The organism is Brevibacterium yomogidense, from assembly GCF_016107685.1.
Lineage (GTDB): Bacteria > Actinomycetota > Actinomycetes > Actinomycetales > Brevibacteriaceae > Brevibacterium > Brevibacterium yomogidense.
The window spans coordinates 829516-852420 of record NZ_JABASY010000002.1; the positions used below are offsets into that span (position 1 = coordinate 829516).

Here is a 22905-nt window from a genome sequence, read left to right on the forward strand (position 1 = left end):
GTGGTCGACGCTATTGCCCCTGTCCTCAGAGTGCAACGACTCGACCCGGAGTGTCGGCTGTGGGTTTCGCTCAGCCGGCCGTCGGGACGTCCGGGACGGACACGTCTATCCGCTCGTGTCCCTCCCCCAGGAGCGCTGCGGCGACCCGCCCCTTGCGCTCCGCGTCGTCCACCGCTCCGAAGACGATCTCCGTGGGTCCGTCGTCGGTGTGGACGCGGAGCACGAAGGTCCCGGTCGGTTCGACGGTCAGCTCGTCGACCTCGGCGTCGAGCACTCCGTCGATGTCGGTGAGCAGCGCTGCGCCGTCGCGGGCAGCGGATGCAGCGTCCGCACCGTCGGCGACGGTGAGCACCGGAAGAGCGAGGCCCGCTGCAGGGACCGCGTCGATCCGGACTCCGTCCGCATCGTAGCGCACGGCCTCGGCCCCGGAGACAACGGCGATCACCGGCTGTCTGTCGACCACGGTCACCCGGAGGCTCCGGGGGCCCGCGTACGACACGTCGATGGAGGCCGCCGCCGTGTGCTCCTCCTGGAGGTCCTGGGAGAGGCTGTGTGTCCGCACCTGGGGCAGGGGAACGCCGGCGGTCCGTGATTCCACGTCTGCGCGCACCGCATCCGCGTCGACGATCTCCCCGCCTTCGACGGTGACCGAATCGACCGCCAGCAGCGGTGAGAACCAAGCAGTGGCGGCCAGGCCGACCAGGACGCACACGGACACTGCGGCGACGCCCCACCGCACGAGGGTGGAGCGCCGACGGCTCCGACGCAGCTCGCCGAGATCGATCGACGTGCTCATGCTCCGCCGAGCGCCTCGACGATCTCCGGGCCCAGGACGGTGACGTCGCCCGCTCCCACGGTGAGCACGATGTCCCCCGGCCTCACCCGTTCGAGCAGGTGCGGCACCACCTGGGTGAAGGCGGGGAGGAAGGCCACGCTGTCGTGGGGCACTTCGTCGGCCACGATCGCGCCCGTCACCCCGGGGACGGGGTCCTCGCGCGCCGGGAAGACGTCCAGGACCACCACGTCGTCCGCGATGCCCAGCGCCGTGCCGAACTCGCGGCGGAAGCTCTGGGTCCGGGAGAACAGGTGCGGCTGGAAGACGACATGGACGCGCCCGCCCGGGTCGACGACGTCCTTCGCCGCAGTGAGCAGTGCGGTGATCTCCGTGGGATGGTGAGCGTAGTCGTCGAAGACTCGGACCCCGGATCCCTGTCCGCGGAACTCGAAGCGACGGCGGGTGCCGTGGAAGCCGGAGAGTCCGTGCGCCGCGTCGCGCGGATCGTATCCCAGTGCCAGCGCAGTGCACACCGCAGCAGTCGCGTTGAGGGCGTTGTAGCGTCCCGGCTGGTTGAGCGTCACCAGGACGGACATGTCCTCGAACGCGATCGTGAAGCTCTGCTCCTGGCCCTGGACACCATCCGGGACGATCAGTGCGAGGCGCATCCCCGCCCCGCCGATCGAGGCGTCCTCGAAGGGCCCCACCCCGTACCCGATCACGTCGTCACCACGAGACGCGGCCGCGGTCGCGATCGCCGCCGCACCGTCGTCGTCCAGACAGGCCACGAGCGTGCCACCGGACTGGGCGGTGCGCTGCGCGAACGCGTGGAAGGCCTCCGTCACGGCGTCCGCCGTGCCGTAGTGGTCGAGGTGATCGGCCTCGACGTTGGTGACGATGCCCACCGTCGGCTCATAGAGGAGGAACGATCCGTCCGATTCGTCGGCCTCCGCAACGAACACGTCTCCGGTGCCTTCGTGTGCGTTGGCGCCCGTGGCCGTGAGGACTCCCCCGATCACGAACGACGGATCCGCCGCGCAGGCCTGCAGCGCGACCGTCGTCATCGATGTCGTCGTGGTCTTCCCGTGAGTACCGGCGACTGCGACGGTCCTGCGGTCCGTCATGAGCGAGCCCAGCGCCGCGGACCGGTGGATGATGCGCAGGCCCCGGCTGCGGGCCCGTGCGAGTTCCGCGTTGTCCTCACGGATCGCGGAGGAGACGACGACGGTGTCGACGTCGTCCACGGCCTCACCGCTGTGACCGATCGTCACCTGCGCCCCCAGGGCCCGCAACCCGGTGACCACGTCGGAGTCGCGGGCGTCGCTGCCGGACACGCTGATCCCCCGCGCCAGCATCACACGTGCGATGCCGGACATGCCCGCACCGCCGATGCCGATGAAGTGGACGCGCCCCAGCGCGGCCGCCGGGACGATTCCCGCTGCAGCTTCCGTCATGCTCTTTCCTCACCTGTCCGATAGAACCGCTCGTGCTTCGTCCAGCGCTCCGGACCGTATTCCCGCCCGGGGTGCATCATCCCCGCCGCGTCGTATACCATTCGCGTCATCGTCCGTGCCGCGGTGCCGGGGAAGCCCTCCCGGCGGGCGGCTTCGCGCATTCCCGCGAGCCGGTCCGGGTCGCCCACGAGCGGCAGGATCGTCTCCTCGAGGCAGGCCGGTGTGAAGTCCGCGTTGTCGATCATGAGCGCAGCTCCCGCGGCGACGTGGGCCGCAGCGTTGAGCCGCTGCTCCCCGTTGCCGATCGGCAGGGGGACGAACACCGACGGCACCCACACGACGGAGATCTCCGCGACCGTCCCCGCACCGGACCGGCAGACGACGAGGTCCGCTGCCAGGTAGGCGCTCTCCATCCCGTCGACGTAGTCCCTCACGTGGTAGCGCGGGTTGTCGGCGGCGGCCTCCCTCAGCTCCTCGCCCTTGCCCGCTCCGGTGATGTGCAGGACCTGCACGCCGGACTGCGCGGTCGCAGTCATGGTCTCCGCCATCGCCTCGTTGATCGACTGCGCACCCAGCGAACCCCCGGTGACGACGAGGGTCGGGAGGTCGTCGTCGAGTCCCAGGCTGCGACGCGCTTCCGCCCGCTGGGCGTCCTCGTCGTAGTCGACCGCTTCGATCTGGGTCCGCATCGGCATGCCCACGTGGTGTCCCTTGAGGGGTGTGCCGGGGAACGCATATCCGACGAGGTCCGGCCGGGTGAGGCGGGCTCCCACCCTGTTCGCCATCCCGGGACGGGCGTTCGCCTCGTGCACCACGATGGGGGTGCCCGTCCTGCGAGCCGCGAGGTACGCGGGTGTCGACACGTAGCCGCCCACTCCCAGCACCACGTCGACCTCCCGCTCGCGCAGCAGATCGACGACCGAGCGCACGGCGCCGCGGAAGCGTCCTGGGAAGCGGAGCACGTCCCCGCTGACGCGTCGGGGCATCGGCACTTTCGGGATCGTGGCGAGTTCGAATCCCGCCTCCGGCACGAGCCGGGTCTCGAGCCCCTCGGACGTTCCGAGCACCACGATGCGCGCATCAGGGTCCTGGAACCGGATGTCGTCGGCGATCGCGAGCAGCGGCGACACGTGACCGGCGGTGCCGCCGCCGGCGAGCAGAACGGACAGGGTCATGAGCGACCTCCTGATCGACGGGCAAGGATGGAGAGCGGACGAGGGCGGCTCCGACGCAGAGTCAGCGCTTCCGCGGCACCGGGCTCCTGCCGCGCGAACGCGAGCACGATCCCCGCCGCCATGAGATTCGCGACCAGTGCGGAACCACCGTACGACACGTACGGCAGCGGCACGCCGATGACGGGCAGCAGCTTCACGACGACGGCGACGTTCACCACCGCCTGACCGATGACCCACATGAACACGGCCATCGCCGTCACGCGCATGAGGCCGTCGCGGGTGCGGAGGCTCACGCGGAGCAGCCCCCACCCCAGCACGGCGAAGAGGCCGACGACCAGCAGCGTGCCGACAAGGCCCAGCTCCTCGCCGATGATCGCGAAGATGAAATCGTTGTGCGCCTCCGGGAGCCACGACCACTTCTCCCGACTGGCGCCCAGACCCACACCGAGCAGACCGCCGGACGCCAGCGCGTATTCGCCGTGCGCGGACTGCCAGTGGGCACCCAGGAGGTCCTCCTGGGACGCGTTCTCCTGGCCACTGATCGAAGCGGCGATGCGGGTGAGGCGATTGGGGCTCGACACGACGAACAGGAAGACGGCTCCCAGGCCGGCCGCGGCGGTGCTGACGGACACGAGTACCGGCAGCTCGGAGACGAACAGCGCACCCATGAAGAGCAGGAAGACGATGATGGCGGTCCCCAGATCGTGACCGGCCATGATGAGGCCGCCTGCTGCGAAGAGGCCCCCGACGGCGGTGCCCCAGGTCTGCCGGACGCGCAACCGCACGTCGTCGCGTCCGAGCACCGCTCCGAGCCACAGGGCGAAGGCGACCTTGAGGAACTCTGCCGGCTGCACCCGCATCGACCCGGCGACGGCGACCCAGCTCCGGGAGCCGTTGACCTCCACCCCCAGCGGTGTGAGCGTGAGCGCTTGGAGCACCAGTGCGGCAGCGAAGGCGATCCATGCCAGTGGGAGCCACCAGCGCGGGCCCACACGCGACAGGGCGAGCATGGCGACGAGGCCTGCTGCGGCGAACGCGGCCTGTCGTGCGAAGATCCCGAACGAGTTCCCCTCGCCCCCGGCGTAGGCGGTGATCGACGAGGCGGACAGCACCATGATGAGCCCGAATCCGGTGAGGGCGAGGACACTCGCCAGCACTATCGCCCAGCTGGTCGCGGGGAGTCCGAGGACCCGCCGGAGACCGGCGGTCGGTCCCGGGCGATCAGCGGACTGCGCCGCGGACCCGACGGCTCCCTCTGGCGTCGTCCGCTCCTGCACGGCCGCCACCCTGCTCATCCGCCGGTCGCGGGGGCGGTCCCGCCGAGGCGGGAGCGCACAGCCGCACCGAACATCTCACCGCGCGTCCGATAGTCGCGGAACTGGTCCATGCTCGCGGCGGCGGGTGCCAGCAGAACGGTGTCGCCCGGTTGCGCGAAGGAACCGGCGAGCTCCACCGCACGGGCAGCGACGTCCTCGCCGCGGCGCGGATCGGCTCCGTCCGCCGACGAGTCGACGACCACCTCGGCGACGGGGGTGTCGGGGGCGTGCTCCTCCAGTGCGGCACGCAGAGCGGAACGGTCCTCCCCGATGAGGACGACCGCGCGGAGCCGGGGCACCGCCTGCGCGACCAGCTCGTCGACGTCGGCGCCCTTGAGAAGACCGCCGGCGATCCACACGACGGGGTCGCACGCGGCAAGAGCGGCGGCGGCAGCGTGCGGGTTCGTCGCCTTCGAATCGTCGATCCAGCGGACCTCCTCCGCTTCCGCCACGAGTCGCGACCGGTGCTCACCGGGGGCGTGACGGCGCAGACCGTCCCTGACCGCTCCGGTCGGGACGTCGACGGAGCGGGCCAGCGCTGCGGCGGCCAGTGCGTCCGCGATGTGATGCGGGCCGGGGGCGTCCATGCCCACCGCGTGGGCGACGTCCTCGAGCCCGCCCAGTTCCGCCGCGGACGAGTAGCGCTGCGGGATGTAGGCACGGTCGACGAGGACGTCCTCGACGACACCCACTTCTCCGGGGCCCGGGATACCGAGGGTGAAGCCGATCGCGCGGGCGCCCTCCACCACGTCCGCGTCTTCGACGAGCGACCGGGTCGCGGGATCGTCGACGTTGTAGACGCAGGCACGCGCCACGTTCTCGTAGGCGCGCCCCTTGTCGGCACGGTACGCGTGCGCGCCGCCGTGCCAGTCCAGGTGGTCGTCGGCGATGTTGAGGACGACCGCGGCGTGTGCCCCCATGGAGAACTGCCAGTGGAGCTGGAAGCTCGACAACTCGATCGCGAGCACGTCCAGATCGGGGTCGAGCACCGCTTCGAGCAGCGGATCGCCGATGTTCCCGCACGCCCGCGTCCGCAGACCTGCGGCATCCAGCATCGAGGCGAGCATCGTCGTCGTCGTGGTCTTCCCGTTCGTACCGGTGACGACCAGCCACGGCGCGTCGTTCGCACCGCGCACCCGCCACGCGAGCTCGACCTCCCCGATGACGGGTATGCCCGCAGCACGGGCACCCGCGATCACGGGGGAATCGGGACGCCAGCCGGGTGAGGTGACCACGAGGTCGAACGCACCGCCGCCCGCGGGCTGCGGCAGGGCGGACACATGTTCGGGGCCACGGCGGACATCGACGTCGAACACCTCGAGGATGCGGATGCGCTCCGATTCGTCTCGCGTCGTATTCCCGTCGACGACCGTCACCTGCGCTTCACGCTCTGCCAGGTGCGCGGCGACCGGGAATCCGCTCACTCCCAGGCCGGCCACGAGGACCCGCATCCCCGAAAGCGACGAGTCCGGGCCCGCGAGCGCGGCCGGGATGCGGTCCGCGTCGGGGTAGGCGTGCGCGTGCTCAACCAAGGTGCGACAGCCATTCGGCGTAGAAGAGCGCGACCCCGCCGATCACGAACAGGACCGCGATGATCCAGAAGCGGACCACGATCGTGACCTCTGCCCAGCCCTTGAGCTCGAAGTGGTGCTGGAGCGGGGCCATCCGGAACACCCGCTTCCCCGTCGTCTTGAACGACGCGACCTGGATGATGACGGACAGGGTGATGAGGACGAAGAGGCCGCCCATGACGACGAGGAGGATCTCCGTGCGCGACAGGATCGCGATCCCCGCCAGTGCTCCGCCGATCGCGAGGGACCCCGTGTCGCCCATGAAGATCTTCGCGGGCGACGTGTTCCACCACAGGAAGCCCAGGCAGGCCGCGGCCATCGCCGCCCCCACCATCGCGAGGTCCCTCGGGTCGCGGATCTCGTAGCAGCCGGCCGTCGCGGTGGTCTGCAGTGCACAGTTCTGCGTGGACTGCCACAGATTGATGACGATGTAGCCGGCGAACACGACGACGGCCGCACCCGACGCGAGGCCGTCCAGGCCGTCGGTGAGATTCACCGCGTTCGACACTGCGGTGACGATGAGGTTCGCCCACAGGATGAAGAGGACGAAGCCCACCGCGGCGCCGGCGAAGGCGAGGTCGATCGGGAGGTCGCGCACGAACGAGATCGCCGTGGAGCCGGGCGTGATGCCGTGCCGGTTCGGGAAGACGAGTGCCATGACCGCGAACGACACGCCCACGAAGCCCTGACCGAGGATCTTGCCCAGCGGACGCAGCCCTAGGCTGCGCTGCTTCGACACCTTGATGTAGTCGTCGAGGAACCCGACCGTGCCCATGCCGACCGCGAGCCAGAGGACGAGCAGACCGGAGACGGTGGGGGCCGAGCCGGTGAAGAGGTGCCCGAGGAAGTAGGCGAGGACGGACGCACCGATGATGACGACGCCGCCCATCGTCGGGGTGCCCCGCTTCGTCGCGTGCGATTTGGGTCCGTCGTCGCGGATGAACTGACCGTAGCCCCGTTTGACGAGGACACCGATGAAGGCCGGCGTTCCGACGAGCGCCAGCACGAGCGCGAGGACTGCTGCGAGGATGACAGCGATCATGGTGTGACCGTCACCCCTGCGATCTCATCGCCCAGGTATCGCAGGCCCGCGTCGTTCGAGGACTTGAAGAGCACGAGGTCGCCGGGCTGCAGTTCGTTCCGCAGCAGGTCGCGCGCGTCGGCGATGGTCGGCACCCACACGGCCTCGTTCCCCCAGGAGCCTTCGAGCTCCGCAGCCTGGAACGCGGGCCGGGCCCCGTCTCCCACGACGATCGTCCGGTCGATGTTGAGGCGGACCACCAGTTCTCCGACGTCGGCGTGCGCCTGCCGGGAGTCGTCGCCCAGTTCGAGCATCTCACCGATGACCGCCACGGTGCGCCGCGACGGGTTCTCCGCATCCCCCCGCCCCATGGCGGCGAGGGTCTTCAGCGCGGAGCGCATCGAGTCGGGGTTCGCGTTGTACGCGTCGTTGAGCACCGTGACGCCCGACGGCGAGTCGATGAGCTCCATCCGCCAGCGGCTCGCCGCACCCGAGGTGCGCAGCGTCGTGACGATCGCCCGCTCCGACAACCCGCAGCGGTGCGCGACGGCGGCGGCCGCCAGCGCGTTCGCGACGTGGTGCTCGCCCAGCAGGGCGAGCTCCACGGGGACCGCGTCCCCGCCGGGGATCGACAGGGTGAAGGACGGTCGTCCAGTCGCCCCGGTCAGCACGTCCGTCGCGGCCACGACGGGCGCTTCGGACCCTTCGACGTGCGTCCGGCCGGACGCCGAGAACCAGAGGACGTCGACACCGTCGGCGAGCACGTCGGCCATCGCCCTCACGTGCGGGTCGTCCGCGTTGAGGACCGCGGTGCCACCGGGACGCAGGGACTCGACGAGTTCGGCCTTCGCCCGGGCCGTGTTCTCGATCGAGCCGAACACACCGGAATGAGCGGTGCCGACCATGAGTTCGACGGCGATGTCCGGCGTGACGAGGGACGTGAGGTAGGTGAGGTTCCCGATCGACCGGGCACCCATCTCCAGCACGAGGAACCGCGTCGATTCGTCTGCGCGCAGCGCGGTGAGCGGCACGCCCACCTCGTTGTTGTACGACTTGGGCGGCCAGATCGTGTCGCCCGCCGCGGACAGCAGGTCTCCCATGAGGTCCTTCGCGGTGGTCTTGCCGGCGGAGCCGGTGACCGCGACGACGGTGAGGTCACCGGATGTCCGCAGGGACTCGACGTTGAGCCGGGCGAGCCGGCCCAGGGCCTCCGTCGCGTCCTGCACGACGAGCGTGGGCAGACGCTCGCCATCGACGGACGGCACCGCCTCTGCGACGATGAGCGCTGCGCCGGCGTCGATCGCCGCGGGGGCGAAGTCGAGCCCGTCGCGATGGTCGCCCCGGCGGGCGATGTAGACGTCGCCTGCAGCGACTTCGCGGGAGTCGGTCACGACTCCCGCGGAAAGCTGTGTGTCCGGCGCGATGCCGTAGAGCTCTCCGCTCGTCGCATCGGCCAGATCCTGTGCTGAGAATGGCTTCATATCAATCCTGAACTCTACCGGCTGCGATGTGCGCCGTTCGTGAGGCGATGGCTTCGCGTGTCCGTTCCCGGTCGTCGAACGGGAGCTTCCTCCCCCCGATCTCCTGACCGGTCTCGTGGCCCTTCCCCGCGACGAGGACAGTGCCGTCCGCACCTGCGAGATCTACTGCCGCGATGATGGCCTCACCGCGGGACGACAGCTCACGGAGGTCTTCGGCGGTGACGCGGGCGGTGCCCTGCGCGATGGCGTCACGGGCACCCTCCAGGACCGCGGACCTGATGGCCGCGGGGTCCTCCGACCGGGGGTTGTCATCCGTGATGATCACCACATCCGCGCGCTGGGCCGCCGCGGCCCCCATCGCATGGCGCTTCGAGGGATCGCGGTCGCCGCCGGCACCCACGACGACGACGAGCGGAGACCCCGTCCCGTCGAGTCCGCCGAGCACCTTGTCGAGTGCGTCGGGGGTGTGCGAGTAGTCGACGACGGCCAGTGGTGCCGTGTCGTGGACGCGCTCCATCCGGCCCGGGACCACCACCTCGAGATCGGCGCACGCCGCTTCCAGACGGCCAACGGGCTCACCCGCGCGGTGGAGCATCGCAAGTGCCAGCGCGGTGTTCGTGCGATTGAAGTCACCCGGGAGCGGCGACCGTGCATGCACAGTGCCCCCGCCCGGCAGCACGAGGGCGAAGCGCTCGGGGTCGTCATCGCGTGTGAGCAGGTAGTCCGGCCCGAGGTCCGGGTCGGACGACAGCGTGCGCACCGGGATCGTCGCGTCACGGCTCATCCGCGCTCCCCACTCGTCCTCGACGACGATCACGCCGGAGCACGAGTGCTCCGGGGTGAAGAGCTTCGCCTTGGCCGCGAAGTAGTCCTCCATGGTGGGGTGGAAGTCGAGGTGGTCCTGGCTGAGGTTGGTGAACCCGGAGACGGAGAACACGGCACCGTCGGCTCGGTGCTGCGTGAGCGCGTGGGACGACACCTCCATGGAGCAGACGTCGACGCCCCGGGACCGCATGCGCGCGAAGAGCCGGTGCAGGTCCGGCGCTTCCGGAGTGGTGCGCTCACTCACTTCGCGCACTCCCGCGATCGAGGTCGCGATCGTCCCGATCAGTCCTGTCGTGTGCCCCAGCCGCACGAGGAGCGCGTCCAGGATGAATGCGGTCGTCGTCTTCCCGTTCGTGCCCGTGAGCCCGAAGAGGCGCGGAGCCTCCGGGTCCGTGCCGAAGACCTGTGCCGAGATGCCGCCCAGGACGGCCCGAGGCGCCCCCACCACGACGATCGACACCCGGTCGAGGTCGTCGACGGACGCACGGATGATCCGGAGGCCCTCGTCGTCCGTCAGGACCGCGCCGACGCCGCGCCCCAGGACGTCCGGCGCGAAAGTCGCCCCGTGCACGCGCGCGCCGGGCAGTGCCGCCCAGAGATCGCCCGCCGTCGCACTGCGGGAGTCCTGGGAGACGCCGGACACGGCACGGTCCGCCTCCCCGATGATCCGGGCGGTGGGCGGCAGGCGCAGATCGGAGAGTCGCATCATTTCCATTCCATCGGGATGTCGGAGGGTTCGCCCGTCGACAGAGGCACGCGCAGGTGCCGGAGTGCGAACCCGGTGACGTCGGAGAACACGGGTGCCGCGGACTGACCACCGTAGTACCCCTTGCGGGGACGCTGCAGGGTGACGGACACGGCGATGCGAGGATCATCGACGGGAGCGACCCCCACGAAGGACGCGGTGTAGCCATCGTAGCCGCCGCCCTCAGCCGCCGGCGCCTGCGCGGTGCCTGTCTTCCCGGCCACCCTGTAGCCCGGGATCGCCGCGTTCCCGGCCGTCCCGTCGACGACCACGTGCTCCAGCATGTCGAGGACCTGATCGGCTGTGTCCTCGGACACGACGCGGGTGCCGGTCCCGACCTCGGCCGGGGTGTAGCGGCCGGAGGCGTCGACCGTGCCGTCGACCAGCTGCGTCTCGGGGAGCACTCCCCCGTTCGCGATCGCCGCGAACGCCGCGGTCGTCTGCACGGCGGTCGCCGTCATGCCCTGGCCGAACATCACCGTGTACTTCGTCCGACCGTCCCATTCCTCCGCGGGATGGACGACTCCCGCCGACTCCCCGGGGAAGCCCACCGCCGTCGGCTCCGCGAAGCCGAAGCGCGTGAAGTACTCGTACCGCTGGTCGGAGGTCAGCCGGTCCCCCGCGAGGATCGTCCCGGTGTTCGACGACTCCGCCAGGATCCCGGCGAGTGTGAGCTTCTGGTCCGGGTGCGCGGACGAGTCGCGGAACTCCTCGTCGTTCGGCGCGGTCCATTCGTCGGGCACCGTGAATTCGTCCGTCGGCGTGTGCAGGCCCTCCTCCAGAAGCCCCGCGACCGTGATCATCTTGGCCGTGGATCCCGGCTCGAACGCCGCGGTGAAGACGCGGGCTCCCCGGTCCTCCGCGTCGACGGAACCGGGGGAGTTCGGGTCGACGGTCGGCGCTTCCGCCGCCGCGAGCACCTTGCCCGTGTCCACCTCGGTCATGACGATGGAAGCCCACTCCGCCTCGTGCTCCTCCGCCGCACGTGCCGCTGCCTCCTGCAGATAGTGCTGGATCGTCGGGTCGACCGTGAGGCGGACCCCCGTGCCGTCGACGGCAGGGGTGAGGCTCGTGTCGCCCAGCGGGATCCGCTCCCCCCGCAGACCGCGCTCGTACTGCTGCTGCCCGTCCTCACCGGCGAGGAGTTCGTCATAGCGGTATTCCAACCCGGCGAGGGGTTCCCCGTCGGAGCCGACGAAGCCCACGAGGTTGCCGCCCACGGCACCGGACGGATACGACCGGATCGCGTATTCCTCGAACGTGATGCCGGGGATGTCGAGCGCGTCGACCTCGTCGCGCACCTCACTGGTCAGTCCGGTCGCGACGACGTTCCACCGTCGGTCGCCGTCCAATTTCGGATGGAGCAGGCCCGGTTCCGTGTCGAGGACTCGTGCGAGGTCCTGCGCGGCACCCCAGGACCCGAGCAGCTCACCGTCGTCGTCCGTGTAGCCGGACACGTTCTGCTGATCGACCACGAGCCGGAAGCGGGCGGCGTTGTCCGCGAGCAGCGTCCCGTCCGCAGCCTGGATGGATCCGCGATGCGCGGGCAGCGGCACGGTGACGAGGCGGCCCTCCAGCGCTTTCGCCGCGGCCTGCTGCTGATCGACACCCTGGATCGCGACGAGATTCCACAGCACGACGGCGAGGACAGCGGAGAACGCGACGGCGATGAGGCGGATGCGTCCGGGCGGGGCCAGCCGCCATCGCGTGAAGCGCCGTGACGCGTGTCCCATCGCGTGTCCTCCAGTCGTTCGTGGTCAGTCTCCGGTCATCCTGTGGGCGCCTTCTGGGCGGGGGCGGTGAACTCACCGGCGTCGCCGCCCACGACGGGCAGCCGCTCGGACGAGCGTAGGTTGGGGCGGACGTCATCCCTCGCATCGGCACGCGGTCCCGGGATCCTCACAGGGGACTCCGGGGCGGGATCCGCCTGAGTGTCCCCTTCGGGGCGCGTGATCTCGCCTGTCGTGAGGTCGATGTACGCGGGAGACGTGTCACGCGTCATATCGTTCTCCTCCGCGTAGGAGGCGATGTTCTGCGGGCTCTCCCGATACGCGATGTCCTCGACGAGTCGATCTCGCTCGTCCTGGAGAGCCGCCTGCTGCTCCGTGAGCTCCTGCACGCGGAACGTCGAGTGAGACACGAGGATGTTCGCCACGAGGATGAGGACGACCCCTCCGAGGATGATGAGGACGACCCAGACGGCGGTCGGGAGCGTGGGTCGCGCGGGCTCGGGGAGAACCAGGCGCAGCCTCCGTGCGGAGCGCTGTGGGAGCGCCGCCGGAGAGGCCCGGCGCGGACTGGCAGGGGTCGCGACAGCAGGTCGTGCGCCGCTGGTGCGAAGGGGAACGCTCATCGGGCCTCTCCGATCTTCTGCACTGCGCGCAGCCGCACGCTCGCGGACCGCGGGTTGCGCTCGATCTCTTCGTCGTCCGCCTTCTCCGCTCCGCGAGTGAGCGGGACGAGCCAGGCCTTGAGGCTGTCGGGGACGATCGGCAGGTCCGGAGGCGCCTGGTCCTGGGTCCCGGCCGCGAAGATCCGCTTCACGATGACGTCCTCGAGGGACTGGTAGGACTCGATCACTGCGGTCCCCCCGATGTGGAGACGGCGGAGAGCCGCCGGAAGCGCTGTGGACAGCGAGTCCAGTTCGCGATTCACCTCGATGCGCAGCGCCTGGAAGGTGCGCTTGGCGGGGTGCGAGCGCTTCCGCTTCGCGGGACCGTCGCCGACGACCCGTTCGAGGAGTCCCGCGAGCTGATCGGACGTCTCCCACGGCCGCTTCTCACGGTCCGCCACGACGGCGCGGGCGATGCGACGCGCCTGCCGCTCCTCCCCGTAGTCCCGGATGACACGGACGAGATCCGTCTCCGAATACGTGTTGAGCACGTCCGCTGCCGTCATGCCGCGGCTCTGGTCCATCCGCATGTCGAGGGGTGCCGGACGCGAGTAGGAGAACCCCCGATCGTCCTCGTCGAGCTGCAGGGACGACACCCCCAGGTCCAGCAGCAGCGAGCTGATCCGGTGCACCCCGAGGTCGTCGAGGACGGACTCCAGTTCGTCATCGACCGCCTGTACGGGGATGAGGCGGTCGCCGTAGGCCTCCAGCCGCTCCCGGGCACGCACGAGCGCTTCGGCATCACGATCCAGCCCGATGACGCGGACGTCGGGGAAGGCTGCGAGGAGGCCCTCCGCATGCCCTCCCATGCCCAGCGTCCCGTCGACGACGAAGGGGGCGATGCCGGCGTCACGGGCGGCGGCCACGCCTACGCCCACGAGTTCGACGCAGCGCTCCAGCAGGACGGGGGTGTGGGCGAATCGCTCCATGTCGCGCGCCTCCTGCAGGGCCGGTCGGTTCGGTCGGTCGACGCAGTGCGCGCCGTCCGTCTGATGCGCTGGGTCCAGAACCCCGCCCGCCTGCGCCCTGCCGCCGGGGAAGTGCGTCAGGACCTGCAGGCTTCGGAACCGGGGAAGTGCCCCGAAACCACAGGCGGGCGAGGATCTCGATCCAGCGCTCGAGTTGTCAGATGACTCCGGGGATCACTTCGTCCGAGCGATCCGCGAAGTCCTGCTCCGTCTCCGCCAGGTACTGCTCCCATGTGGGGGCGTCCCAGATCTCCGCACGGTTTCCCATGCCGATGACGGCGACGTCGCGGTCCAGCCCTGCGTACTGCCGCAGCGCCTGCGGGACAGTGATCCGACTCTGCTTGTCGGGCTGCTCCGCGGACGCCCCCGAGAGGAACACGCGCAAGTAATCCCTTGCGTCCTTGCTCGTCATGGGCGCCGCCCGCATCTGCTCGTGGACGCTCTCGAACTCCCTGGTGGAGAACACCGTCAGACAGCGCTCCTGACCGCGGGTCAGCACCAGGCCGTTCGCCAGCTCCTCACGGAACTTCGCGGGAAGGATGAGGCGTCCTTTGTCGTCAAGTCGCTGTGTGTGCGTCCCGAGGAACACGGTGCCTCACCCCCTTCGGATCCCCTGGGGGCTCCGATGGCTCCCACTGTACTCCACTCGCCTCCACATAATGGCCCACGGGCGTGCGCTTTGACCAGGCCGTCTTTATTCTCGCAGGTCAGAACGGTGGAGGGAAGTGGGTGAAGAATTCAACGCGCGTGTCGGAAGGGGCACGGAAGCGGTATGCGCGCCTGCCGCAGCGAAGTTCGACGCCCTGATCGCCCGGCCGGCACAACTGCATCAGTGCAGGTGAGGAGCCCGCTGTAGAGGCGAAGTCCAGGGGCCCTCCCGAGTGCGGGCCCCTCGTGGAGGAAAGTGGGGGGCCGGCGTGGAGGGCAGTGGGGAGCCGCGGGGAGAGAGGTGGAGAGGTGCGTGGAGTGCGGTGGGAAGAGGCCCGGCCCCGGGTGAGAGGAGTCACCTGGAGGTCGCAGAGTGGAGCCCGAGGCCCGGCGTGGGTGAGAATGGAGGGTATGACCGCGCTCGGGAACGACCACATCACGCACATCCAGGCGATCGCGCAGAAGTCGCGTTCGGCGATGAACAGTGTGCTCGACGGCAAGGATCACGCCGTCCGCACCGCCCTCATCACACTCTTCTCCGGTGGCCACCTCCTCCTGGAGGACGTGCCGGGCGTCGGGAAGACCCTCCTTGCGAAGGCGCTGGGCCGGGTGGTGGGCGGAAGCGTGCGGCGCATCCAGTTCACTCCCGACCTCCTCCCCTCCGACGTGGTCGGGGTCAGCATCTTCAACCAGGAGAAGCGCACGTTCGAGTTCCGCGCGGGGCCTGTGTTCGCGAATGTCGTCATTGCGGACGAGATCAACCGCGCCTCCCCCAAGACCCAGTCCGCGATGCTCGAGTGCATGGCCGAGAACCAGGCGAGCGTCGACGGGACCACCTACCGGATGCCGCAGCCGTTCATGGTCGTCGCGACGCAGAACCCCGTCGACATGGAGGGCACGTACTCCCTCCCGGAGGCACAGCGCGACCGCTTCACCGCCCGCATCTCGATCGGCTACCCGTCGACGGAGGCGGAGATGGACATGCTCGACCATCACGTGGAGTACGACCCGCTCTCCCGCACGGCCGCCGTCACGACCCTCGACGAGGTGACACAGGCCCGGGAGCTGATCCGCCACGTCGAGGCGAGCCCGGAGCTGCGCGCCTACGTCGTGTCCCTGCTGGATGCCACACGGAGCGACCCTGCAATCGCCCTGGGTTCGTCTCCGCGTGCGGGTGTGCAGCTGCTGCGCACCGCCAAGGTGCTCGCCGTCCTGGCCGGTCGCGGGTACGTGACACCCGACGACATCCAGGCGCTGGCCGTCGACGTCCTCTCCCACCGCATCGTTCCGCGCGAGGGCGACGACCCTCAGCTCGCCGCGTCCCTCATGGGCGACATCCTCCGCCGGGTGCCGGTGCGCTGATGCGTCCCACCGCTTCCGGGATCGTCTTCCTCCTCCTCGGAGCGGCGCTGGCGATCGCCGCCTATCGCTTCTCCCTCCCTGGGATGCTCCCGGCGGGGATCCTCCTCATAGCACTCGTCGTCCTGTCCGCCTTCGTCGTGTTCATCGCGTCCGGCCGCCTCGAGGTGCAGCTGGCGGCGCGCACGCGCCACGTCGATGGGAACGCCCTCACCGCAGTGGGCAGCGATACCCGGATCGACGTCCGCGTCCGGAACCGGACTCCCCTCCCGGTCGGCTCCTTCACACTCGACCTCACGATGGCGGATGGCTTCGGTCCCGACCGCTCCCTGAAGCTCGCAGGCCTCTCTCCCCACGCTGTCGAGGCGGTCGCCGTCACCGTCATGCCGACGCGCCGCGGGATGAGCGGCGTCGCCGATGTGGGCATCCGCATCGACGGACCGTTCGGCCTCGTCACGCGGAGTCGACGGACCGGCAGCGCACTCGTCGTCGCCGTCGCCGTTCCCGACCAGCGTCTCCCCCTGCACGCCTCACCGCGCTCGGCTGCCGATCAGTCCGATTCCCAGCGGCTCCTCCGCGGGAACTCAACACTCGACTTCCACACGCGGGAGTACGTCCCGGGGGACGACCTGCGACACGTCCACTGGTCATCGACAGCCCGCCTGGGAGAGCTGATGGTGCGCGAACGCGCCCACGAGGAGAATCCGATCGCGGTCGTCCTCCTCGATACGCTCGGCGCGGATCCCGAGGGACACGGTGCGGACATCGCGGTGACAGCGGCCGCCGCAGCGGCCCTCCACCACATCGACCGGGGAGCGGAAGTCGTGTTCTGGTCCGGCCCGACTCGACTGCACCTGGCGAGTGGCCGCGGACGGGATGCCGTCCGCGTCGAGTCCGCTCGTCACCCGGCAGGAGCAGAGGTCCCCGGCGGCGTGACGATCCCGTCTGCCGCCTGGCACGTCTCGATCTGCGCGCTGTCCGCGGACCGGGCCGATGCCCTGACCGTCGGGCTCCCGAAGGGCCAGGCACGGTCCCGCTTCGTCGTCGAGGAGCTCTCCGACGACGGGGTGAGCCTCGATACCGCCCTGTTCGGCGGCGCGCTCAGCCTGCCGCACCAGTGGCACAGGTCTCCGGGGGCAACGCGATGAGCGCCGATCCGACCCTCACACATTCCGCGCCGCCGCAGCCCGACCCGCAGCCCGCCTCCGGAGCTCCGACCGACCGCGCGGACGCCGCTCCGTGGATCCCGGCGATCGCCACCGGTCTCGCGATGGTGCTGGCCACCCTCAGCGTGAGCGCGGTCTTCGCGGACTGGTCCTGGTGGACGCCCACCCTCGTCATGATCCTGCTCGTCGTGGGCAGCGGGGCGCTGCTGCGCGCCGTGCCGGTGATCCGTGCGACGGGATCCGCCGTCCTCGTCCAGTGCGTCCTCGCGGTCGTCGCGGCGCTCTACCTGTGCGTCCCCTCCGCCATGCCCCTCGGAGTCCCGTCCCCCGCTGCTTTCTGGGAACTGTTCTCCATGCTGGGCGACGGGGTGAACGACATCTACGCGACGACGGCTCCGGCCCAGTCGACCCCCGGCTTCACCGCGATCCTCGTCGTGGGCATCGGGCTCATCACCATCCTTGTGGACGGCCTGGTCTCCGACCTGCGGTCCCCGAAGGTCGGCGGCATCCTCCTGCTGCTCATCTGGGTGATCCCCGTCGTCCTGGCGGGGCCCCAGCTGGCGTGGTACCACTTCGCTGCGATCGGCTGCGCATTCGTCGTCCTCATGCTGTCGCGGTACCTCGCGGTGCGCGTGCGCCGAGCCGCTGCGTTCTCGGTCGTGGCGGGCGCGCTCGCGCTCGTCCTGGGTGTGGGGCTGCCACTGCTCCTGCCTCCGGTCGCCCAGCGTCCGCAGCAGCCGCTGGGCACACCGCAGGACATCACAGTGGTGAATCCGTTCCTCGATCTGCACGCCGACCTCGACGCGTCGGACGATCAGCTCGTCTTCTCCTACACGACCGATGATCCCCTGGCTCCCCCTCTGCGGCTCACGAGTGTCACCGCCTTCGACGGCACGACATGGATGCCGGAGCCGTTCGACATCGACCCGTTCGCCGTGGCCGCCGACGGGCTTCCCCGCCCTGACGGGGTCGCCGCTGACACGTCGGTCGTCGAACGGACCGCGCAGATCAGTATCCAGGACCTCGACGAGCAGCACCTGCCTGCGCCGTACGCCCCTGCTGCAGTGGACGGGGTCGAACGGCGCTGGATCTACGACCCGTCCACCCTCACCATCGTGGGGAACGGCGTCCTGTCCACGGACGCCGACTACACGGTCGAGTACCGGTCGGTGGAGCCGACGGCCGGTCAGCTCGCTGAGGCCTCCCCGGTCGACGCGGACGACTTCGAGACGGCCCTCGCGCTGCCAGCGGACGTGCCGGACGTGATCGGTGAGACGGCGGAGCAGGTCACGGCAGGATCCGAGAACCAGTGGGAGTCGGCCGTCGCCCTGCAGGACTGGCTCCGCAGCGATGAGTTCGAGTATTCGCTCGACGCACCGGCAGACGCGTCCGGTTCAGCCCTGGAGGACTTCCTGCGGGACAAGCGCGGCTACTGCGTGCAGTTCTCCGGTGCCATGACGGCGATGGCCCGGTCCCTGGGCATCCCCGCCCGGATCGGCGTCGGCTTCACGGCTGGGACCCCCACGGGCGAGGACTCCTACGACGTCCGCCTCAACCAGGCCCACGCGTGGCCGGAGCTCTATTTCGAAGGGTCGGGGTGGGTGAGGTTCGAGCCCACCCCGGGCGGTCCGGCGGGCGATCCCCCGCCGTGGGCGGACGCCGAAGGCGGTGACCAGGGCGATTCCGAGGAGACGGAGTCGCCGACGGACGCACCGTCGAACGAGGAGCCCGAGGCCGGAGAGGAGTCGCCTCCCGCAGAGACCCCCGCGCCCGAGGCCGCTGACGACGAGCAGACGTCCGCCTCCTCGTCGGCCTGGCCGGCCGTCGTCGGCGGAGTGGTGCTGCTCGTGCTGCTGGCGGCTCTCCCCGCCGTCATCCGCATCTTCCGCCGGCGCTCCCGCCTGACTGGGGATGCCGAGCACCGGGCTGAGGGCATCTGGGAGGAGATCGCGGCCACGACGATCGACGCGGGCCGGCCCTGGGAACGCTCCCGGACTCTGCGCGACCACGAGCAGCGCCTGTCGCCCGCACTCGACGAGGACGGCACGGCTCTCCTTGCGCGTGCCGCCGACGCGGCGGAGTCCCTGCGCTACGGCGCCGGAGTGGACGCGACCACGGTGCCGTCGACGGAGGAGGCGATTCATCTCGTCGCACGCATCCGCCGAGCTCACACGGAGGAGATGGGCGTCGGTGCACGGCTGCGCGCGGCCGTGCTGCCGCTCAGTCTCTTCCGTCGTGTGCCGCGGGGACGCGAGGTCGCCCGGAAGCGTATGTCAGGGTCGACGGAGTCACAGACGAAGGCCTGAGTCGACGGAGGCGGGCAGGGCGACGGACGCCGTTGAGGCGCGCGCGACGCCCGCCAGGTGCGATCTGCTGCCTAGCCCCGCGCCCTGTGCTCCGCAGACCCGCGCTGCGGCGACCCGTCGGTCCCTCGCAGCGATGCCATATCGATCGACGCGGTGAGTCCCGCGCGCTCCGCGAAGTCGTCGTCGTGGGTGACGACCAGCAGCGCACCCCGGTAGTCCGTGAGCGCATGCACGAGCACCGTGACGGATTCCCTGTCGAGGTTGTTCGTCGGCTCGTCGAGCAGAAGCAGCTGTGGAGCGGGCTCCGCGAGCAGCACCGAGGCCAGGGCCACCTTGAGCCGCTCTCCCCCGGACAGGGCGTGCACCCTGCGGTCCGCGGCGGCCGCGCGCAGCTCGAGGCCCGCCAGAGTCTCGCGCACGCGGTGGGGATCGACTGTGGGGACGGCGCCGCGCACGGCTTCGAACGCGGTCGCACTGGGCGTGAGTGTGTCGTCCTGTGCGAGGATTCCCACTGGCACGAGCGCTGCGACCGACCACGTCCCACCGTCGACCCGCGGAGCCCGTTCCTCCAGTGACGCGGTACCACCAGTCCGGATCGCCTCCAGCAGCGTCGACTTGCCCGCCCCGTTGCAGCCGCGAAGTCGCACCCGTTCCGGCCCGACGAGTTGCACCTCGAGGGCCGCACCGACATCCAGCACACGGCGCCCCGCCGGGACGATCGTGTCGCCCAGATCCAGCCGGATCCGGCCCGTGTCGCGGACCGCCGCCTCCGCTTCCTCGACCGCGGTGCGAGCCTGCTCCTCGCGGTCCGCCATCTGCTCCGTCAACTTCCCCACCGACACCTGCTGCGCGCGCTTGCGCTGGTTCATGATCATCCGCGGTTCACGCTTCTGGGCGTGCATCTTCCTGCCGTATCGCACTCGACGGTCAGCAATCGTCTGCGCCGTCACCCTCTGGTGCTTCTCCTTCGCGTGCTGGCTCTCCGCGCGGCTGAGCTCTGCGCGTGCAGCGGCCTGCTCCAGCGCGAGCATCTCGTCGAACGCGTCCAGCGCGCCGCCGAAGAGCCGCAGCCGACCATCGCGCAGCTCGAGGATCGCGCTGACGGTGTTGAGCAGTTCCCTGTCGTGGGAGACGACCAGCAGTCCGCCCCTCCATCCTGCGAGCGCGTCGAGGAGTGATCGCCGTCCGTGTGCATCCAGGTTGTTCGTCGGTTCGTCGAGGATCGTCCAGTCGGCTCCTGCAAGGCGCGCCGCGGCGAGACCCACCCGCACCGCCTGGCCGCCCGACAGGGTGGCCACGGGCCTGTCCAGCAGACATGCGTCCGGCGTCTCGAACCCCATCGCGGACAGCGCCACCAGCGCACGCTCGTCGATGTCCCAGTCGGTGCCGACTGCTTCGAGGTCGCCCTCGGCCATCCCGCCCTCGAGGATGCGGCCGAGTGCGCGGCGGATGTGGGCGATCCCGAGTGCGTGCGCGACGCTGCGCGTCGACTGCGGAAGGTCCTGCGGCACCGCGAAGACGGTTCCCGCGACGGACACGGTCCCGCCGGAAGGTGCGAGTGAATCTGCGATGAGGCCGGCGAGGGTCGTCTTCCCCGCGCCGTTGGGGCCGATCAGTCCCACGACGGTGAAGGGGATGGTGACGGTCTGCTCGTGGATGAGTGGTCGGTCCGCTGACGGATGGCGGAACGACAGACGGTTGAGAACGATGGAGTGGCTGGGCACGGACACCTCGAGGTCAGGGACCGCGGACTCGGCACTGAGTCGACGGTTGACGGTGGGCGGTCAGGCCGCCCCGAACCCTGGGTTGTGAGGTGTCACTCCACAGCTGCTGCCTGTCGTCGGGGATGGTGCGCGGACCAGGCTACCAGCTGAGGGTGAGGAATGTCACGAGTTGCCGAATGTCACTGGCCACCGCGACGCTTGTCCCAGCGGTCCTCCATCCGATTCATGAATCCGGCGCTCTTCTGCCCCTCGCCGGGAGGTTTGCCACCGGGCGCAGCGGGCCCCTGTGCACCGGAAGCGCCGCCGCCGCCGGAGGACAGTGCCCAGAACCCACCGCCCACCATGACGGCGAAGCCGAGCACGCCGAGCGGCCAGATGCCCGACCAGATCGCACCGAGCACGATCGCCAGGCCGATGACGACCCCGACGACGCCGATGACGACGCGGGTGGCGGACAGTCCCGTGCCGGGTCCCACTGGCGGGTCCTCGGAGATGTTGCGAGCGAAGCTGGGGTCCTCACGGAGCTGCTTCTCGAGCTGGTCCAGCAGCTGCTGCTCGTGGTCTGAGAGAGCCATCCCGATCTCCTCGCTTCGTCAGATGTGCGGCGTCCGCAGGACTGGAGTGGAACGGTTCCGGAGTCCACTGCGGTACTACCCTCCATGATAGTCGCCAACCTGTGAAAACACCCAGTCGTCACCCCTTGCGGAGGAACGATGCGGACGTGATCGCATCGCCGCCGAACCTTCTTCTCACGTCGTCGAGGGCCCGCTGCGCATCATGCGCCCCCGCTGATGCGTCCTCGTGGCGGCGGTTTCCGGGCGACGACGCGCCATCGCTGTCGATGTCGAACAGGGAACCCTGTCGTCCCGAGGCGGCCAGACTGGCAAGGTCGTGTGCTCGCACTCCCAGGAGTCTCACACCGGCCCGATGCGACGCTCGGAGCTTCCGCAGCGCAGGCAGGAGCGCGCCGTGGAGATCGCGGGGCAGATCGCTGGGGACCGGGAGCGTGACCGAGCGGCTGAACGTCGTGAAGTCGGCGAGCCTGTATTTGAGCCCCACCCCCCGAGCCGTCGCGCCTTCTGCCCGCAGCCTCCCCGCCACGTCGTCACAGAGGCGCAGCAGCTCCGTGTCCAGCACTGCCGGGTCCCAGACGTCGTCCTCGAACGTGCGCTCCGCGCTCACGGAGTGATCCTTCGGTTCGCTGTGCAGGGGTCTGCGGTCGATCCCGTGCGCGAAACCGTGCAGCGTCCGGCCATGGGCCCCGAAGGTCCGCTCCACCCATGAGGGATCCGCGTCCGCCAGGTCTGCGATGGTGCGGAGGCCGAAGCGGGCGAAGCCGCTCTGGGTGCTCTGACCGACCCCCGGCAGGGCCTCGACCGGCATCGGGCGGAGGAAGTCCGCGACCTCGTCGACGGGCACGACCAGCAACCCGTCGGGCTTGGCGCGTGCGGACGCGAGCTTCGCGACGACCTTCGTCGACGCCGCCCCGATCGAGGCTGTGAGCCCCGTCTCCTGCTGGATCACAGCCCGCAGGTCCGTCGCGATGCGGCCCGGTGAGCCCAGACGCCGCAGAGCCGACGACACGTCGACATAGCCCTCGTCGATGCTCACCCGCGTGTAGTCCGCTGTGATGCGGGCGACGATGTCGAAGACCTGACGCGAGTACGCGCTGTAGAGCCCCCGGGACGGTGGGATCAGGACCGCACGCGGGCACAGCGTCATCGCCCTGCCCACAGGCATCGCGGCGTGCACCCCGTACTCCCGCGCCTCATAGCTCGCGGACACGACGACGCCCCGGCCACTGCGGCCGCCCACCACGACCGGCCGGCCACGGAGCTCCGGCCGGCTCAGCAGTTCGACGCCGACGAAGAAGGCGTCCATGTCGATGTGGAGGATCACACATCCCGTGTCATCCGTGCCCAGTCGTCCGAGGTCTCCCCCGCCACGGGCAAGCTGCTTCCGGCTCACGTCCACCTCCG

The 22905-nt window shown here is 70.1% G+C and carries 18 protein-coding genes; 3 read left to right on the forward strand and 15 right to left on the reverse strand.

From position 1 onward, the window contains the following. Positions 1-70 precede the first annotated feature (70 nt). From JFC09_RS08095 to mraZ, 12 genes are all read right to left on the reverse strand, one after another. The gene (locus JFC09_RS08095; protein ID WP_198393448.1) at positions 71-796 is read right to left on the reverse strand and encodes a cell division protein FtsQ/DivIB; all 726 of its coding nucleotides are present in this window, start codon (positions 794-796) and stop codon (positions 71-73) included. Further along, complete coding sequence (murC, locus tag JFC09_RS08100; protein WP_198393449.1) at positions 793-2229, reverse strand: UDP-N-acetylmuramate--L-alanine ligase; 1437 nt, start codon at positions 2227-2229, stop codon at positions 793-795. Before murC ends, JFC09_RS08095 begins: the two co-directional genes overlap by 4 nt. After that, positions 2226-3404: a UDP-N-acetylglucosamine--N-acetylmuramyl-(pentapeptide) pyrophosphoryl-undecaprenol N-acetylglucosamine transferase gene (locus JFC09_RS08105; protein ID WP_198393450.1), complete on the reverse strand. Its 1179-nt coding sequence runs from the start codon at positions 3402-3404 to the stop codon at positions 2226-2228. Before JFC09_RS08105 ends, murC begins: the two co-directional genes overlap by 4 nt. Next, positions 3401-4690 carry an FtsW/RodA/SpoVE family cell cycle protein gene (locus tag JFC09_RS08110; protein WP_332839700.1) on the reverse strand — a complete coding sequence of 430 codons (1290 nt, stop codon included), beginning with the start codon at positions 4688-4690 and terminating at the stop codon, positions 3401-3403. The genes JFC09_RS08105 and JFC09_RS08110 overlap by 4 nt, the downstream gene beginning before the upstream one ends. A 5-nt stretch (positions 4691-4695) precedes the next feature. Next, entirely contained in the window at positions 4696-6171 is a 1476-nt protein-coding gene (gene murD / locus JFC09_RS08115) for a UDP-N-acetylmuramoyl-L-alanine--D-glutamate ligase (protein ID WP_232483362.1), read from the reverse strand. 73 nt (positions 6172-6244) lie between these two features. Further along, entirely contained in the window at positions 6245-7333 is a 1089-nt protein-coding gene (gene mraY, locus JFC09_RS08120) for a phospho-N-acetylmuramoyl-pentapeptide-transferase (protein ID WP_198393453.1), read from the reverse strand. Then, positions 7330-8793, reverse strand: a complete 1464-nt coding sequence (locus JFC09_RS08125) for a UDP-N-acetylmuramoyl-tripeptide--D-alanyl-D-alanine ligase (RefSeq protein ID WP_198393454.1) — start codon at positions 8791-8793, stop codon at positions 7330-7332. The genes mraY and JFC09_RS08125 overlap by 4 nt, the downstream gene beginning before the upstream one ends. A gap of 1 nt (position 8794) precedes the next feature. Further along, positions 8795-10327, reverse strand: coding sequence for a UDP-N-acetylmuramoyl-L-alanyl-D-glutamate--2,6-diaminopimelate ligase (locus JFC09_RS08130; protein ID WP_198393455.1), 1533 nt, complete (start codon positions 10325-10327; stop codon positions 8795-8797). Then, positions 10324-12096: a peptidoglycan D,D-transpeptidase FtsI family protein gene (locus tag JFC09_RS08135; protein WP_198393456.1), complete on the reverse strand. Its 1773-nt coding sequence runs from the start codon at positions 12094-12096 to the stop codon at positions 10324-10326. Before JFC09_RS08135 ends, JFC09_RS08130 begins: the two co-directional genes overlap by 4 nt. Positions 12097-12131: 35 nt before the next feature. Next, complete coding sequence (locus tag JFC09_RS08140) at positions 12132-12716, reverse strand: hypothetical protein (RefSeq protein WP_198393457.1); 585 nt, start codon at positions 12714-12716, stop codon at positions 12132-12134. Then, positions 12713-13684, reverse strand: a complete 972-nt coding sequence (rsmH, locus tag JFC09_RS08145; RefSeq protein ID WP_198393458.1) for a 16S rRNA (cytosine(1402)-N(4))-methyltransferase RsmH — start codon at positions 13682-13684, stop codon at positions 12713-12715. The genes JFC09_RS08140 and rsmH overlap by 4 nt, the downstream gene beginning before the upstream one ends. A gap of 196 nt (positions 13685-13880) precedes the next feature. Further along, a complete protein-coding gene (gene mraZ / locus JFC09_RS08150; RefSeq protein ID WP_198393459.1) occupies positions 13881-14312 on the reverse strand; it encodes a division/cell wall cluster transcriptional repressor MraZ in 432 nt (143 codons plus the stop codon). A gap of 470 nt (positions 14313-14782) precedes the next feature. Here mraZ and JFC09_RS08155 point away from each other — a divergent pair, with 470 nt between their 5' ends. Genes JFC09_RS08155 through JFC09_RS08165 form a run of 3 tightly spaced genes read left to right on the forward strand, consistent with a single transcriptional unit; the run spans position 14783 to position 19202 of the window. Further along, on the forward strand, positions 14783-15733 hold the full coding sequence (locus JFC09_RS08155; RefSeq protein WP_198393460.1) for an AAA family ATPase: 951 nt from the start codon (positions 14783-14785) through the stop codon (positions 15731-15733). Beyond that, on the forward strand, positions 15733-16878 hold the full coding sequence (locus JFC09_RS08160; RefSeq protein WP_198393461.1) for a DUF58 domain-containing protein: 1146 nt from the start codon (positions 15733-15735) through the stop codon (positions 16876-16878). Before JFC09_RS08155 ends, JFC09_RS08160 begins: the two co-directional genes overlap by 1 nt. Further along, a complete protein-coding gene (locus JFC09_RS08165) occupies positions 16848-19202 on the forward strand; it encodes a transglutaminase family protein (RefSeq protein WP_198393462.1) in 2355 nt (784 codons plus the stop codon). The genes JFC09_RS08160 and JFC09_RS08165 overlap by 31 nt, the downstream gene beginning before the upstream one ends. A gap of 71 nt (positions 19203-19273) precedes the next feature. On the opposite strand, the gene JFC09_RS08170 is transcribed toward JFC09_RS08165, so the two are convergent. The 3 genes from JFC09_RS08170 to dinB all read right to left on the reverse strand — a co-directional run bounded on the left by JFC09_RS08170 (position 19274) and on the right by dinB (position 22894). Beyond that, a complete protein-coding gene (locus JFC09_RS08170; protein WP_198393463.1) occupies positions 19274-20926 on the reverse strand; it encodes an ATP-binding cassette domain-containing protein in 1653 nt (550 codons plus the stop codon). A 179-nt stretch (positions 20927-21105) separates the two neighbouring features. Beyond that, positions 21106-21501, reverse strand: a complete 396-nt coding sequence (locus JFC09_RS08175; RefSeq protein WP_198393464.1) for a DUF3040 domain-containing protein — start codon at positions 21499-21501, stop codon at positions 21106-21108. A gap of 118 nt (positions 21502-21619) precedes the next feature. Further along, on the reverse strand, positions 21620-22894 hold the full coding sequence (gene dinB / locus JFC09_RS08180) for a DNA polymerase IV (RefSeq protein WP_198393465.1): 1275 nt from the start codon (positions 22892-22894) through the stop codon (positions 21620-21622). Positions 22895-22905: the final 11 nt, after the last annotated feature.

Bases quoted from the DNA above. Each gene is read 5' to 3' on its own strand.
- JFC09_RS08130 (WP_198393455.1), bottom strand. From the start codon at position 10,327: ATGATGCGACTCTCCGATCTGCGCCTGCCGCCCACCGCCCGGATCATC.
- JFC09_RS08105 (WP_198393450.1), bottom strand. From the start codon at position 3,404: ATGACCCTGTCCGTTCTGCTCGCCGGCGGCGGCACCGCCGGTCACGTG.
- rsmH (WP_198393458.1), bottom strand. From the start codon at position 13,684: ATGGAGCGATTCGCCCACACCCCCGTCCTGCTGGAGCGCTGCGTCGAA.
- JFC09_RS08160 (WP_198393461.1), top strand. From the start codon at position 15,733: ATGCGTCCCACCGCTTCCGGGATCGTCTTCCTCCTCCTCGGAGCGGCG.
- JFC09_RS08095 (WP_198393448.1), bottom strand. From the start codon at position 796: ATGAGCACGTCGATCGATCTCGGCGAGCTGCGTCGGAGCCGTCGGCGC.
- JFC09_RS08175 (WP_198393464.1), bottom strand. From the start codon at position 21,501: ATGGCTCTCTCAGACCACGAGCAGCAGCTGCTGGACCAGCTCGAGAAG.
- JFC09_RS08155 (WP_198393460.1), top strand. From the start codon at position 14,783: ATGACCGCGCTCGGGAACGACCACATCACGCACATCCAGGCGATCGCG.
- mraY (WP_198393453.1), bottom strand. From the start codon at position 7,333: ATGATCGCTGTCATCCTCGCAGCAGTCCTCGCGCTCGTGCTGGCGCTC.
- JFC09_RS08135 (WP_198393456.1), bottom strand. From the start codon at position 12,096: ATGGGACACGCGTCACGGCGCTTCACGCGATGGCGGCTGGCCCCGCCC.
- murD (WP_232483362.1), bottom strand. From the start codon at position 6,171: ATGCGGGTCCTCGTGGCCGGCCTGGGAGTGAGCGGATTCCCGGTCGCC.
- murC (WP_198393449.1), bottom strand. From the start codon at position 2,229: ATGACGGAAGCTGCAGCGGGAATCGTCCCGGCGGCCGCGCTGGGGCGC.
- JFC09_RS08125 (WP_198393454.1), bottom strand. From the start codon at position 8,793: ATGAAGCCATTCTCAGCACAGGATCTGGCCGATGCGACGAGCGGAGAG.
- JFC09_RS08140 (WP_198393457.1), bottom strand. From the start codon at position 12,716: ATGAGCGTTCCCCTTCGCACCAGCGGCGCACGACCTGCTGTCGCGACC.